The organism is Acidimicrobiales bacterium (assembly GCA_041394185.1).
Lineage (GTDB): Bacteria > Actinomycetota > Acidimicrobiia > Acidimicrobiales > Poriferisodalaceae > JAAETH01.
Genome location: JAWKIQ010000002.1, coordinates 870,898 through 885,461, shown reverse-complemented (window position 1 = coordinate 885,461; position 14,564 = coordinate 870,898). Strand labels below are relative to the sequence as shown.

Annotated in this window: 11 protein-coding genes; 3 read left to right on the top strand and 8 right to left on the bottom strand. The window is 65.4% G+C overall.

Annotation, left to right across the window (positions count from 1 at the left end):
* Positions 1 to 2 precede the first annotated feature (2 nt).
* Positions 3 to 626: a class I SAM-dependent methyltransferase gene (locus R2770_11720; GenBank protein ID MEZ5281128.1), complete on the top strand. Its 624-nt coding sequence runs from the start codon at positions 3 to 5 to the stop codon at positions 624 to 626.
* Complete coding sequence (locus R2770_11715) at positions 626 to 2,647, top strand: Hsp70 family protein (protein ID MEZ5281127.1); 2,022 nt, start codon at positions 626 to 628, stop codon at positions 2,645 to 2,647. Before R2770_11720 ends, R2770_11715 begins: the two co-directional genes overlap by 1 nt.
* An 84-nt stretch (positions 2,648 to 2,731) precedes the next feature.
* Here R2770_11715 and R2770_11710 read toward each other — a convergent pair whose 3' ends face one another.
* From R2770_11710 to R2770_11675, 8 genes are all read right to left on the bottom strand, one after another.
* On the bottom strand, positions 2,732 to 3,757 hold the full coding sequence (locus R2770_11710) for a C39 family peptidase (protein MEZ5281126.1): 1,026 nt from the start codon (positions 3,755 to 3,757) through the stop codon (positions 2,732 to 2,734).
* A 125-nt stretch (positions 3,758 to 3,882) separates the two neighbouring features.
* A complete protein-coding gene (locus R2770_11705; GenBank protein MEZ5281125.1) occupies positions 3,883 to 5,811 on the bottom strand; it encodes a dynamin family protein in 1,929 nt (642 codons plus the stop codon).
* Positions 5,808 to 7,304 carry a dynamin family protein gene (locus R2770_11700; protein MEZ5281124.1) on the bottom strand — a complete coding sequence of 499 codons (1,497 nt, stop codon included), beginning with the start codon at positions 7,302 to 7,304 and terminating at the stop codon, positions 5,808 to 5,810. The genes R2770_11705 and R2770_11700 overlap by 4 nt, the downstream gene beginning before the upstream one ends.
* 23 nt (positions 7,305 to 7,327) lie before the next feature.
* Positions 7,328 to 8,035 carry a hypothetical protein gene (locus tag R2770_11695; GenBank protein MEZ5281123.1) on the bottom strand — a complete coding sequence of 236 codons (708 nt, stop codon included), beginning with the start codon at positions 8,033 to 8,035 and terminating at the stop codon, positions 7,328 to 7,330.
* A gap of 78 nt (positions 8,036 to 8,113) precedes the next feature.
* Positions 8,114 to 8,668: a hypothetical protein gene (locus R2770_11690; GenBank protein MEZ5281122.1), complete on the bottom strand. Its 555-nt coding sequence runs from the start codon at positions 8,666 to 8,668 to the stop codon at positions 8,114 to 8,116.
* A 38-nt stretch (positions 8,669 to 8,706) separates the two neighbouring features.
* Positions 8,707 to 8,937 carry a hypothetical protein gene (locus R2770_11685; protein ID MEZ5281121.1) on the bottom strand — a complete coding sequence of 77 codons (231 nt, stop codon included), beginning with the start codon at positions 8,935 to 8,937 and terminating at the stop codon, positions 8,707 to 8,709.
* 154 nt (positions 8,938 to 9,091) lie between these two features.
* A complete protein-coding gene (locus R2770_11680; protein MEZ5281120.1) occupies positions 9,092 to 9,517 on the bottom strand; it encodes a hypothetical protein in 426 nt (141 codons plus the stop codon).
* 103 nt (positions 9,518 to 9,620) lie between these two features.
* The gene (locus R2770_11675) at positions 9,621 to 11,285 is read right to left on the bottom strand and encodes a trypsin-like serine protease (GenBank protein ID MEZ5281119.1); all 1,665 of its coding nucleotides are present in this window, start codon (positions 11,283 to 11,285) and stop codon (positions 9,621 to 9,623) included.
* A 97-nt stretch (positions 11,286 to 11,382) separates the two neighbouring features.
* Between R2770_11675 and R2770_11670 the strand changes: the two genes are divergently transcribed.
* On the top strand, positions 11,383 to 14,556 hold the full coding sequence (locus R2770_11670) for a serine/threonine-protein kinase (protein ID MEZ5281118.1): 3,174 nt from the start codon (positions 11,383 to 11,385) through the stop codon (positions 14,554 to 14,556).
* Positions 14,557 to 14,564: the final 8 nt, after the last annotated feature.

Below are 14,564 nucleotides of genomic sequence, written 5' to 3'. Positions count from 1 at the left end.
TTGTGGTCGACAAGAGCAAGTGGGTCGAAATCACCGAGGAGAACCCGAACCACTCGAGCTGGTACGTGGAGCGCTTTCGCGCCATGGCAGCCGAGGGTAAGGACCTGGCCGGTGAGGCCCGACTGGTCGATGCGATGGTGCCCAGGAGCGCCCGCATCCTCGACGCCGGCTGCGGGCCGGGCCGGGTTGGCGGGCATCTGCACCTGCAGGGTCACGAGGTTGTTGGGGTCGACGTCGATCCCGTGCTGATCGAAGCAGCACGCCAGGATCATCCAGGCCCTACGTGGGTCGTCGCCGATCTGGCCGAGTTGGACCTTCCCTCGATGGGCATCGACGCCGACTTCGACGCCATCGTGGCTGCGGGAAATGTGATGGCCTTCCTGGCAGCGAGCACCCGGCAGATGGTTTTGCAGCGCCTCGGTGCCCATCTGGCGCCTGATGGTCGTCTCGTCACCGGTTTCGGTGCGGGGCGCGACTATGAGTTCGCCGAGTTCGAAGCCGACGTGGAGGCGGCGGGGCTGCGATTCGACTCGCGCCATTCGACCTGGGATCTGAGGCCCTTCGAGACCGGGTCGGAGTTCATCGTCGCCGTGCTGAGCCGTTCCACAGACCGGGCCGACAGCTGATGACGGGCTGGACGCTGGCAATCGACGTAGGAACGTCGCGCACCGCCGGCGCCGCGGCCGAAGGTGACAGGGTGGTGCCCCTCGAGATCGAGGGCAATCGTTGGATGAGCAGCACCGTCGCGGTGGCCGACGACGACTCGATCGTGGTGGGGCGCGCCGCTCTGGCGGTTGCTTCGGCTCGTCCCGACCGAGCCGAGCGGTCGCCAAAGCGCAATGTCGGCTCGCCGGTGCCGATGGTGCTGGGCGAGCGCGCGGTCAGCACGGCCGAGGCCTTCGCTGCACTGATGACTGCGGTGGCCGACGAAGCAAAGCGACGCTTCGACGGCGCCCAGCCCAGCCGGCTGGCTCTGACCCACCCTGTGAGGTGGGAGGAGGCGCGACAAGAGGTCCTGATAGAGGCAGCGGCGTTGGCCGGGCTTCCCGAACCCGTTCTGGTCCCAGAGCCGGTCGCCGCAGCGCTGCATTATGCGGCCGGCGACCTGTCCCCCGGTGACCAGATCGCCGTCTACGACCTGGGCGGAGGCACCTTCGACACCGTCGTGATGCGCCGCACTGACGACGGCTTCGAGGTGATGGGGCCGCCTGGTGGCGACGAGAGCATCGGCGGCGACCACTTCGACCACCTGGTCTTCTTGCACCTGGGCTCGATGCTGGCCGCCCACGATGCCGAGTTGTGGCAGAACATGCTGGTCGGCACCGACCGCAAATGGATGCGTGCCGCCTTCGATCTGTTGACCGAGGCGCGCAACGTCAAGGAGAACCTGTCTCTTTACCCATCGACGCAGATCTACGTTCCCGCCGCCGACCGCGAACTGCTGATGACCCGCGCCGAGCTCGAGGCACTGATCGAGAATCCGATCGAACGCTCGGTCGAAGAGCTGGCCGACACGATCCTCGACGCCGACGTAGACGAAGACGACATCAAGGCCATCTACCTGGTCGGTGGATCCAGCCGGATACCCATGGTCTATGACCGACTGGTCGCCCGCTTCGGCGACAAGGTCCGAACACGCGACGAGCCCAAGTCTGTGGTGGTCGAAGGAGCAGCGCGTCTGGCCGCCGGCCACCTGGTTGGTCCCGGGGCGTCGCGCCAAGCGACGGCCACCGACGACGGCTCGACTCCATTGCCTGCGGGCGGCGAGCTGACCGGTCCTCCGCAGGTCTGCGGCGGCGGTGAGAACCTGGTGCTTTGGGACGATCGCAGTGTCTGGATAGTGGCCGAAGGCCACAGCACGCGATTGGAGTCGTCACATCCGGTTGTATCCGCGCTTCCGACCCGTGCAGGGGCGGTCACGTTGACGACCGATGGCATGCTGAGCTCCTACGACGGCGAAGTGCAGCGATGGTCGACCGCACCACCCTTCGAGGTCGCTGTCGGTCCGGTGTCGGCCGGCGATGCAACCTTGGTGGCCGACCGCGCCGGCCAGCTCGCGTCGTTCGACCATCGTGGCTCGATGAGTTGGATGCTTCCGGTTGGGCACTCGGTGTCGGCCATCGCGGCTTCGGCCTCGGTAGTGGTCTTGTCGACTCTCGAGGGGCGGGCCATCTGCATCGACGCCATGACCGGACGGGTTCGTTGGATCTACCCCACCCGCGACCGGATCGAAGGTCCGGCACTGTTGGGTGGGCGTCTGCTGCATGTCACTTCGGCCGACTCGATCCTGTACTCCCTCGACGTCGACACAGGACGCCCGGCGTGGGCCTACCGGCTCGACGCACCATCTCCGGCTCCCGTACTGGCCGGTGATCTGGTTGTCGTATCGGGCGCAGCAGACGTCGTGGGCCTGGATCGATCGTCCGGTGCCGAGCGATGGCGCCTGCCGATCGCAGGGTGTGTGGGTCTTCGGGGTGGTTCCCGGGCGGCGTTGGCGACCCTGCACGACGGACGGATCATGTGGGTTGATCAACGCGGTTCGGCCACCGACTTGGGCAGTCACTCCGATGCTGTCGGGTTCGGCGACGCGATCGCTCTGATCGACGGCCAGCGGGTCGAGTTCGTGGCGGCTCCGCCAGCGCTGTGACAACCACAACGTCGGGTGCCCCGGCCGAAGCCGGGGCACCCCATGAAATGCTGTGGCGAACGATTCGCCGGCACTGCTCACGGATCAGCGGTCGAGGACGAAGTTGATCGGGATCAGCAGGCGCTCGATGATGCCCATTCCTTCGGTGCTGTCGCCGCTTCCGACGATCTCGATCATCAGGTTGTCCGAGTCGGCCCATGCATCCTCGAAGGTCTCGATCGAGATGGCCACGCCGGCCCCATCGGGGAAGCCGGGATCGTTGATGTACACCAGGCCGGCCTCGTCGTCGATGCCGGTGATGACCACTGCGTGACCCGCTTCCATGCCCTCGTCGAAGGGCCCGCCGCCGTTCGAGTACAGGTCGGCCGAGTCGAGCCCGATTATCACCCCGGTGCCTGAGTCGAGCTGGTCGCGCAGGCCGTCGAGCGTTCCGGAGGTCAACTCGGCCTCGATGCCGTACTCCTCGAGCAGGCGCACACCGTCTTCGGCTGCCATACCCGTTGAGGTCATCATGTCCATCTCGTTGGCCAAGGCAACCACGTCGTCCGCGGGAACCAGTTCGCCGGTCACCTCTGTCAGCACCATCGCGACCGACGTCGGCAAGCAGTCGACTGGCCCGGGCTGTGCCTGGTGGTAGGTGATCTCGGCCATCGGTTCGCCGTGAATCGAGTCGGAGAGTTCGACCGGATCGTCTGTGATCGTGGTGATGTCGGCGTCGAACACCGCTGTGTCGGTGACGTCGTCGGAGGCGTCGAGCACGTCGAATCCGTTGTCGACGAACGAGCCGTTGGGGTCTTCGCCGTAGGCCTCGTACTCGGCGATTCCGTCGCCGTCCTGATCGACGATGTGGACATCGATGACGCCGTTGCCGTCGGTGTCGGCGACGAGGGTGTCGAAGTAGCCATCGCCGTCGGTGTCGATGACGGCCTCGCTGTAGCCGGCCTCCTCGTAGATCATCACGTCGGCGTACTGGTCGCCGTCGGTGTCGATCATCGTGGTGTCGGCGTAGCCGTCGCCGTCGGAGTCGAACGACATGGTGTTGTTCGAGTACTGGTCGTAGCCAGTGTCGTCGGTGTAGGCAGTGTCGTCGGTGTAGGTGATGCAGTCCATCGTGGGTTCTCCTTGTGGGGAAGGTGTGTTGGTGCTTTGACTGATGCACCCCACGACGAAGAAGTTCTGCGAGATCGAGAAATTTCTCGATCGGCTGTGTTCCCAGGAGCCTCCGGCCGTGTGCTTCAGGAGCCTCCGGCTGCGCCTCCTGCGATGTCTCGGTGCTGCTTCGACAGCTCCGCCACCTGCTTCATGTGTGCCGCGACCTGGGCTTTTGCCTCATTGCGCTGTTTGGCTTCGGTGCGCGCCATGTTCTCCAGTTCGGCTTTGGACGTCTCGACGGCTCGACGTTTGGACGCCAGGGCTTGGTCGATAGCGGCCTCCAGCTCGACCCGTGCCTCGATCATCCTGAGTCCCAGAGCAGCGTTCAGCTCGCGCGACACGCCCTCATGGCCGAAGAGGGCGTCGTTGAGCGAACGCGACAGCTCTGAAACTGCCGCCTTCTTTTGCTGACGCTCGATCCGCATGCGGTTTATCGGGATGGCCACCGCGGCGCCGATGCCATAGGCGGCAACGCCGAGGCCGCCGGTGGCAACGCCCAGGATTCCGGCGCCCACGTTCACCAGGTTTCCGAACATGAACGATTGGCCCAGCACGGGCAGGGCTTGCTCGAGCTGGTTCGACTCGTCTGCTCGACTTGCGGCCAGAATCAGGCTCGAAGGCGACTCGAGATCGCCGAGGACCACCTCGAGATCGTCTATTTCCAGGCCTGAAGCCAGCGAAGCGACCTCGCGGGCGAACTCTGCGTTCAGCTGGTCGACGAGATCTATCCAGGCCGCTTGGACCGAACGCTCGAGCTCGGACACCAATTCGTCGACACCTTCGCCGGCTCGCTCCTCGATCATCTCGGTGTAGCGAGTGCGCAAACCGTTGAGGTGCCGTGTGATCGTTCGTCCCGCCTGGGTTTGCATTCTCTGCATTGCCACGGCCATCTGGCTGCGCCACTTGGCCTGGTCGCCAGACACCGCCTCCAGCCGGGCCAGAACGTCTCGAAGTTCGTCGGCCACCGCCAGATCGCCGTCGGTGGCCCTCATACGACGGTCGAGGTCGGCCCTGGTGGTGGCCAGCTGTGAGCCGATCAGTCGCATCAGGTTCGCGTGGCGGATCTGGGTGCGTCGCTTGCCCCAGACGCTGATCTGTCTGGCGATCTCGCCTATCCCTGAGCGCGCCCGCAGTTCGGCGGCTCGTTCGGCCTGGCCGCGCTCGGCGCGACGTCGGGCCTGGCGGGCCAGGTGGGCACTGGTCAGCACGATCGGCTGTTCGGCCAACGATGTCAACCGTTGCGCTCGCCCCGCCAAGACGGGGTCGGGAGCTTCAGAATCATCTTCACCTGCGTGCTGGGTCGGAGGGGTGGACGCGGCCCAGCGCTTCAAGTGGTCGGTCAGCTCTGCGACTATTGCCGCGTTGCGCTCGTCTGGATGCAGGTCGGCTCTGGTTGCCACCAGCATCACCCGGTCGATGCGGTCACTGACCTCGGCCAGAAAATCGAGTTCAGAACGTGTCGGAGGCTCTATCGAAGACAGGGCCATCACCACCGCGTCGGCGCCCGACACCGCCGACATCGTCAGATCGCGGTGCCCCGGGGCCAAACCCCCGACTCCGGGCGTGTCGATGACCGTTATGCCAGGCGGCACCAGGTTGCTGGCGAGGGTCACGGAGATGACGTCTTCGAAGCCCGCCGCGGCCGTGACGGCGTTGGTGAACTGGGCCGGGTCTATCTGCTCGCGCACCGCCTCACCGTTGGCGAACCGGGTCACGACTATCGCCCGCTGTTCGTCGGCCCGTACCAGAGCCACCGGAACCGCTGTGGCTATGTCGATGTCGACCGGCAGCACATCGGCACCGATGAGAGCGTTTACCAGGCTGCTCTTGCCACGTTTCACCTCGCCGGCGACCACCACGGTTGTCGTCTCGTCCTGCCATCGGGCGGCCTCGCGCTCGAGGGTCTTGGCGTTCTCCGAGCCCAGTTCGGTCAACAAGCGATGCAGCGAGTTGGCCAAACCAAGGGTCTGTCTCACCACCTGCTGGGGATCGCGCCGAGATGTGTCGGTCATCCTTGGGGCTCCTCGCTGGTCGACGCGCTGGTGGTCCAGATCACTTCCAGGACCTTCTTCACCGCGTTGGCGGCACGGGCCTCGTCGGGCGAGCGTCTCGGGTCGTTGGCCCAGCCGGCCCAGGCGGCAATCGAACGCAGAGCCACGTCTGGCAGGTCTTCGGCCGATGCGTCGAGTCGTTGTGTCGGCACTGTGCTGGTCGTCATGGTGTCCAGCTGACGCGCCAGATCGGTGGGCAGGATCGAGCGCTTGTCGGCGAATTCGCTCACGGCGTCGATCAATCCCAGTTCGGTCATCGCAGGGTCTAGTTCGATTCGTTCCAGCTGGCGACGAAGGCGCCTGCCCTCGGTTCCGGCCGAGTATGAGATATCGCGCAGTTCCTGTATTGCGCTGTGGGCCTTCAGGATCTGCGAGCGCGTCTCGAATCGCTGCAGCAGCAGGTTGCGCAAAGCCGAAAAGCCGCTGCGCTCGAGCAGTCTCGATGACAGAGCCGCGGCACCGGCAACACCTGCATCGAACAGGTCGACCGCTGTCTTGATCCCGTACATACCCAGAAGCTCTACGAGGTGCTTGCGCGCTTGGGGCGAAGCCGCCAGATCGGGCCATTCGATGAGGTCTTGCGCTGTCAGCAGCATGTCTTCGCGGTCGAGCTCGTCCTCGACGGCCGCTATGGCGGCAACGGTCGATGCGTCGGCTTCGGTGAAGCGGCCGGCTTCGATCGTTTCGGCCAACAGACCGACCAGCGGAACCACATCGCTGACCCGCCCGTGCAGGCGCTCACCGGTGGTGGCAACCAACCGCTCAGCACTGACCAGAGCGTCTATTCCGTCGGATAGAAGATCGACCTTCGACAACACGGCGATGCAGTTGGCCGACGTGAGGCCAGAGTCGCGCCCCAGCTCGATGACCCTGTCGAGGATCGCAGCGTCGGCTTCACGGGCATGGGGTGTGAGGAAGACGACCGCATCGGCAGCGGCCATGGCGTCTGTGGTGGCCAATCCCAGCGCCCGCTCGGCCGCGGTCTGGTTTGAGCCTGTGACCGTGTTGACGCCTGGTGTGTCGACGATGATCATCCGTTCGAGCAGGGCGTTGCTGAGGTAAACGACGACCCGTTCTATGCGTTCGGATGCGATAGGCAGCTCGGACGGAAGGGCCTTGCCGACCAGCGACACGGGGTGCTTTGTTCCGTCGTGTTCGATGGCTTCTGCCCTCTCGGGGTGCCCGTACCGGAACTCGGTCACCACCCTGGTGCACTCGCCGGCATCCACCGCTGCCACCCGGTGGCCTATCAGCGCATTCACCAGCGTCGACTTGCCCGAGCTGACCCCGCCGGCAACGACGACTCGGAGCGGTTCTGTCAGCCTGCGGGCTATCGACGCAAGGGAGTCGGCGACCTCGCCAGTCGCCGACTCCAGGGTGGTGGCACAGAGCTCGGCGAGGCGTTCGGCCGGTGAGGTCTTGTCCTCGCCGTGTTGGCTCTTTGCTGTGTTCACGATGCCATTGTTGCCCATCGGTTCTAGAAGAAGCACGAGGGGGCCATCGAGACCATGGTCTCGTCGAGGGCGTTGATGTCCATGTAGAGGGTGATCCCGACCCACTCGTACCAGGTGTTCGAGTCGAAGGTCTGGAACACGCCCGTCAGGCACTCGGCGGCGTAGCTCTGGCCGTACATCGTGGTCACCAGCCCGCTGGCCTCGACGGTGAGGGTTCCTGCAGGCACGCAACCCGAGACGGCATCGGCCATGGTCCACTCGTCGATGCGGCCGTTCAACAGGTCGTCGGAGTCGAAGCCTGCGTCGCCGATGACGCCGGCCATGCAGTCGAAGTTCGAGCTCGAAGGATTGCTGTAGGCGAACAGGGCCTGCTCGAGGGTTCCGGCCAGCGAGTCGTCGGTGTTCGAGGCCGCCTGCACCGAGCTGCTGCTGCGGCTGTTGTTGCTGTTGTTGCTGTTGGCGAAGCTGCTCGAACCTTCGTCACCTCCACCCAACAGTCCGGCAAGAACTGCCAGCAGCACCACCGCCGCCACGGCGATCAGAGTTTCCTTGCGCTTGGCCAGTGCGGCGATGTCGATCGAGCCGCTCTTGGCCTTGGGGGCGGCCACCGATGGTGTCGGCGTGGCCGCCTCAGCAGGAATGCTCGTTCCTGCGGGCTTGGCGTTGGTGTCGTCGTTCTTCTGGTTGGGGTAGATGGGCTGGGGCAGTTCGTTGATGTCGATCAGGCTCATTTTCTTGGCTCCTTGTCGTCGTTGTTCTGATCGATGCACCAGAGGCCGACAAAGTTCTCGGAGTTTCAGATTTTTTCGTCAGGGCCCGTCAAGGCAGCCTTCGACGAACATTCCGGCCACGAGTTGAAGGTCGACGCCACCGTCAAAGACCATGGCGAGCCACACGTTGACGGTGGCTTCGTCTTCGTCGGCCATGCCGGCGACCAGGCATTCGGCCGCCTCTTCGTCGCCGAGACCGTTCGAGAGCCTGGCCATGATCTCCTCATCGACGATCTCTGGGTCGATGCAGCGATCCATCGCGGCGAGCATGTCGATGTTGACCCCTGGGTTCATGTAGAGGTCCGCCGACGTGTAGCCGGCTCCGTCGAGTAGAGCGACCATGCAGTCGAGCCCCTCGTCCGATGGCGTGGCGTGATCGAAGATCAGGCCCTCGAGCTGGCTGGCCGACGGCGGCGGTAGGGCCTGGGCTCCTGCCGGTCTGGGCGGGTCTGTGGTCGCAGCACCTGCCAGCCTCGCCAGCGAGATGCCGACGAACAGCAGCACGCACATCCAGCGCGTCGCTCTTGTCTTCGCTTCGTCCTTTGCATCGGTGCCCGCATCGAGATCTGTTGTTGCGTTGGACTGTGCGTTCATTGTCTTTCCTGTCTTGGTTGGTTGGGCTCGCCTGCGACTCAGTCGCAGTCAACGAGAACCAGGTCGGTGGGCGGGCCGAAGTCTCCTGAGGAGTGCGGGCCGAGCCCTACGTTCGACGGAGCGATGTCTTGGGCTTGCAGGGTCACCGAAACGCAGTCGGGCTCTTCGTCCGACGGCCACCTGAGGTCGACCTGGACATAGAGCAGTGCTGCCTGAACCACGATGACGGCCAGGTAGAACAACTTGCGGGGTGTCGGGTAGGACTTCATGGTCAACTCCATCTGCTTGCTGCCATATGGATGCGCCGGCGCCTCGTCGAGTTTTTGACACTTCGGGAAATCGAGCCGCGGGCCTCAAAAACCAAAGATCCCGAGGCGTTGGCCCCGGGATCTCTGCAGCGGTTGATGTGTCGTTTGGGTCTGGTCACACGGCGGGCTCGGTGAGCCACTCGTTCCAGGCCTCGTCTGCGACGGCGTTCGCCTCGAGCGAGATGACGTTCCACTCGTAGGCCGAGTAGTCGTCGCCCATCAGGGATGCGTCGACGCTGGTGTTCCATGCCGCCCACGACACATCGCTCATCGTCTCGTAGGTGTCGTAGCTTTCCTGCCAGCTGTTGTTGAGGTCCCAGGTGTCCCAGCTGGAGTCGTAGCTCGAGTCCCAGCTGTTGTCGTAGCTGGTGTCCCAGGTGTCCCAGCTGGAGTCGTAGGACGTGTCCCAGCTGTTGTCGTAGCTGGTGTCCCAGGTGTCCCAGCTGGAGTCGTAGGACGTGTCCCAGCTGGAATCGAAGGTCGTGTCGTAGCTGGTGTCCCAGCTGCTGTCGTAGCTCGTGTCGTAGCTGAAGTCATCCATCGGTCTGTTCCTTTTCTCGGGGGCGATTTGCCCTGTTCGCATCGATGGATGCAGCCCGGCCCGAGATAGTTCTCGAAGATCGGGGATTTCTCGAAAAAGGCGCTCAGTCGACGACGATGAATCCGTGGGTGGCTCTCGCCTGGGCTCCGTCGGTGCCGTTGACCACCACGGTGATGGTGAAGCGCTGCCCGATCGAGTCGGCTTTGGGATTGACCCGAATCGTGTTGGGGCCGTTGATCGTCTGGAGTATCACCGGCGTGGTGGTGAAGCCGGGAATCTCCCACTCGCCGCCTACGGTTCGGTTGGTCGACACAGTGCAGAAGTTGTCCTGCTCGGCGACGAACTCCTCGGGGCAGTCGATGAACTCGATGGTCGCCGGCGGACCGGCCGTGGCGTGTGGAACGGGAATGGGCACGCCTTCCAGCGACTGGTCGTCGAACAGGGCGAGCAGGCTCTCGACGGCGCCGATCTGGGTTACGGCCGGCCCGATCCCGCTGCGGATCGTCTCGACCTCGAGCCCTCCGGTGCCCGCTCCGGCCAGCAGCAACAGTCGCTCGACTCCCGAGTTGTTGACGCCCACCACCGAACCGCACGCCACCACCGGCGAACCGTCAGAGGTGCCCGTGGCGCCTTCGTAGGAGAACACGACCTCTCCGGTGAGGGTGACCTCTACTGGTGTGGGTGCCGGTGCGGTTTGCCCCGGGATCACGGGCACCAGATCGCCGCCCGAGCCGCGACCAAACCCGACGATCCACACGTCTTGGCCGGCGGCCAGTTCTTCACTCTCGGGGCCGGGCAGAGCCAGCACCGTCTCAACGGGTTCGAGGGTGGCCAGGAGCCCCAGGTCGGTAGCCCTTGCAGGGTCCTGGCCGGGCCGCACGAACGCCCTTGCCACCTCGACCACGCCAACTCCATCCGCTCCGATGGCGTAGACGTTGGTCAGCTGGGCTTCGGAATCGAGGAGGCCCCTGACGAGATGACCGTTGGTGACCAGGAGACGTTCGCGGACGGCGAAGGCGGTGCCCAGCGTCGCAAACGACGAACGCTCGACCCCGTCGATCTGACCCAGGGACGACTCGGCCACGATCAGAAATGTCGACGCAGATGCGATCTCCAGGTAGGGGGCCGGGTCGGGGCAGACGCCCGCAGAGCCTCCGGGCAGCGGCACAGATGCCACTTCGCCTGCTTCGACCGATTCGACCAGCTTCATCACTTCAGCCGCACCAACCTGGTCGTCTGCCTCATGACCAGACACCGGCCCCATTGCAATCGCCACTACGAAGCCACATTCGAACAGCGGCTCGCCGGTGAGCAGGCTCGACTCGACTCTGGCCCTGGCGGCGGTCTGCGTGCTGTCGGGGTCGACAGGCAAGGGTGCGGGCAGCGCAGACTCCGGCCTCACCAAGACGATGTCGTTTGCCGGGTCGATGAACGCTTCGACTATGCGCGACTCTTCGCCAGTCGACGACCTTGCGTAGGCCGCTGCGCCCGACTCCAAGCGGGTTCTCAGCTCGGATCCTGCCGTTGCGATCAGGTCGTCGCTGACGACCCAACCTGCAGTTGCCGTTGGCTCGGGCCCATTGCCCCCCTCGGCCACGATCACGAAACGGCCCCAGCCAGGACCGTCGCCGAGGCGAACCGACGAATCACAGTCATCGGCCTGCGGCCCACCGGATGCACCGTCGCCTGCCCCTTCGCTCGCGCAGGCGCCCGCAAGCAGGATCGTCGCCGCTATCACAAGGCCGACCACTGTTCGGGGTGTCGCCATCGGCACTCCTTCGAGCATGATGTTGCAGAGTCTTCCCCAGCTCAGTGTCGTCCGCACGTGCCGGGTTGGACACCGATCACCACGGGACGCCACAGGCATGAGCGAAACCGAAGAACCAGCGGGCCCGCCCGTTCCGGATCGAATCGGGCGCTACAGGGTCAGCCGCGCCCTGGGGTCTGGTGCCTTCGCCACCGTTTACCTGGCGTGGGATGACGCCCTCGATGTGCCCGTCGCGGTGAAGGTGTTGGGCCAGAACTGGAGCTACGAACCAGAGATCCGCCGCAGGTTCATCCAGGAAGCGCAGCTGTTGCGCCGCGTGGACGGCACCAGGGTGGTGAGGGTTCACGACATCGGCGAGACGCCCGATGGGCAGCCGTTCTTCGTAATGGACTTTGCGTCCAGGGGTACGGCAGAAGACCGTCTGATCGAGCTTGCGGCCGATGGTGTCGAACTGGAAACCGCAGACCTGCTCAGGTTCTGCCGCCAGTTGGCGGCCGGTGTTCAGGAGGTCCACCGCCTCGAGGTAGCTCACCGCGACCTCAAGCCGTCGAACCTGTTGTTGAGGCGCGTCGAGGTGGCAGACGGGGCTGGGGCGCCCGATGTTGGAACTGCCCTGATAGCGGCAGACGAGAGGTTGGTCGTAAGCGACCTGGGCTTGGCCAAGGATCTGCTGGGGGCCACCAGGTTGACCATGGCGGTTGGAACGCCGGGCTACATGGCTCCCGAGCAGGGAGACCCGTCGGCTTCGATCGACGAGCGGTCTGATATCTATGCCTGCACGGCGATCCTGCAACGGGTTGTCACCGGGGCACACCCTGCGCCCGACGGCCCCAGCCTCGACCCGGCGATCTTGGCGCAGCTGCCCGGTCCGGCGGCCCAGCTGTTGACCAAGGGTCTGGCACACGACCCCGAAGATCGCTTCGCCGACCTGGGTGAGTGGCTGGTGGCAGTCGAGTCGGCCGTCGACGCGCTGGCAGCCATCGAGTCTGTTCCGGCCGACGCAGGCGAGCTTTTGTCCGGGCTGTCGCGGGTTGTGTCGCGTTCGTCCGAGGCATCGTCGGGACCGAGAGATCGCGCGGTCGACGTCGTCGCCCCCGCCGTTGCCCGGTCGTCGCTCGCGTCCGAACCGTCCAGGTCAAGGCTTCCTCTGCTGTTGGGTGTCGGCGTCGTCGTGGCGGTCTTGTTGGGTGCCCTCATCTGGGCCATCTCGACGATGGGCCGCGACACAGCCGAGTCGGCCCCATCGACGTCGACCCAGCCCCCCGAGACCACGACCACCACAACGGCCAGCACCACCGCACCGGTCGGCGCAACTCCAGACGGCGCAGACGCAGAACCGGCTGACGCAGCGGTGCTGGTCGACCCGATCGGGCTGGCGCTGTCCGACGACGGCTCACTGGCCATCGTCGAACAGAGCGCAAACCGGGTCCGCCTGTTGAGCGACGGCACCCTGTCGGCTTTGGCCGGCACGGGAACGCTGGGCTTCAGTGGCGACACCGGACCAGCAGCAGACGCCGAGCTGGCCGGCCCACGTTCTGCGGCCTATGGGCCAGACGGCAGCCTGTACGTGGTCGACGCCGACAACTATGTGATCAGGAGGGTCTCGGTCGATGGTCGCATCGAGGTTGTCGCCGGCTCGGGTCAGGCAGGGTTTGGTGGTGACCAGGGCCTTGCCACCGCCGCCGCGTTGTCGCCCACCGATGTGGCCGTCAAGGCCGACGGCACGCTGGTCGTGGCCGACATGGCCAACGGTGTGGTGCGCGAGGTCGCACCCAACGGAACCATCTCGACGCTGCTGGGCCCCGACTCGCAGCCGCGGGCTCCTGCGTCGATCGCCATCGGCACCGACGGGGCTGTGTTCTACGCCGATCTGACCGGTCAGCAGATCCTCCGGATAGACCCAGCCACCTTCGGCGTGTCGGTGGTGGCCGGCACTGGAACACCGGGCTTTGGTGGTGATGGGGGGCCCGCAGTGCAGGCCCAGTTGGCGTTCCCGTCGGGAATCGACATAGGGGACGACGGTTCGATCTACGTCGCCGACCGCCTCAACCACCGTGTCAGGCGAATCGACGCAGATGGCATCATCACCACCGTCGCCGGGTCGGGCAATGAGGGGTTCGATGGTGACGGCGGACAAGCGTCCGAAGCCAGCCTCTGGCACCCGGTGGCGGTCGAGGTGGCGCCCGACGGCAGCCTCTACATCGCCGACGGGTTCAACAATCGGGTCCGAAAGGTCGACCCCGACGGCACCATCGAGACCGTGGCCGGCTCGGGTCCTCAGGGCGAGGTCGGTGATGGGGGGCCTGCCACTGCGGCGCCCTTGGGCGATCCTTTCGGGTTGGCGTTGCTCGACGGTGATCTGTTGATCGCCGGCAACTGGTCGGGGCGCGTGCGAATAGTCGATGCCCAGGGTCAGATCGACACCCTCATCGGATCGTTGCTGAGTCGAGCCGGCTACAGAGAGCAGTTGGTGACAGCTTCTGGCATCTCGGTCTCGTCCCAGGGGCTCATCGCTGTGGCCGAGTCGGCGTTGCATCGGGTGTCTGTGTTCGACCAAGCGGGCAAGGTCGCCACCATCGGCTCGGGCAGTTCGGGGTTCTCGGGCGACGGCGGCCCGGCCGAGGCCGCTTCGCTGTCGACGCCCACCGGCGTCGCGTGGACGGCGGACGGCGACCTGATCATCGCCGACAGCGGCAACCACCGGGTACGACGGGTCGTGTTCGACGATCAGACCACCCAGATCCAGACCATCGCCGGAACCGGAGACATCGTCGCCACCCCCGACGGGCTCGATCCCACAGCAACCGCGCTGTTGTTCCCGTTTGCGGTCGCTGTCGAGGCCGACGGGTCGATCCTGGTCAGCGAGGCAGCGGGCAGCCGGGTTCGGCGCATTGGCGTCGACGGGTCTGTTGCGACGATCCTCGGCACGGGTGTGGCTGGTTCGGGGGGCGATGGCGGCCCGGCAGTGGCCGCCCAGGTCGACACGCCGGCGGGTATTGCAGTGGCAGCCGACGGAACCATCTACGTTGCCGACCTCGGCGCCAATCGGGTTCGCTCGGTCTCGCCCGATGGCTCGACATCGACGGTGGCGGGCGTAGGGGCACCGGGCCTCGGCGGCGACGGGGGGCCGGCTTCGTCGGCCGCGCTCAACTCGCCGACCTTTCTGGTGCTCGACGGCCAGTTGCTGCATATTGCCGATACGGGCAATCGTCGCGTCAGAACGGTAAATCTCGTCGACGAAACCATTTCCACCAGCGCGGGGGCCTTCTAGGCATGGCG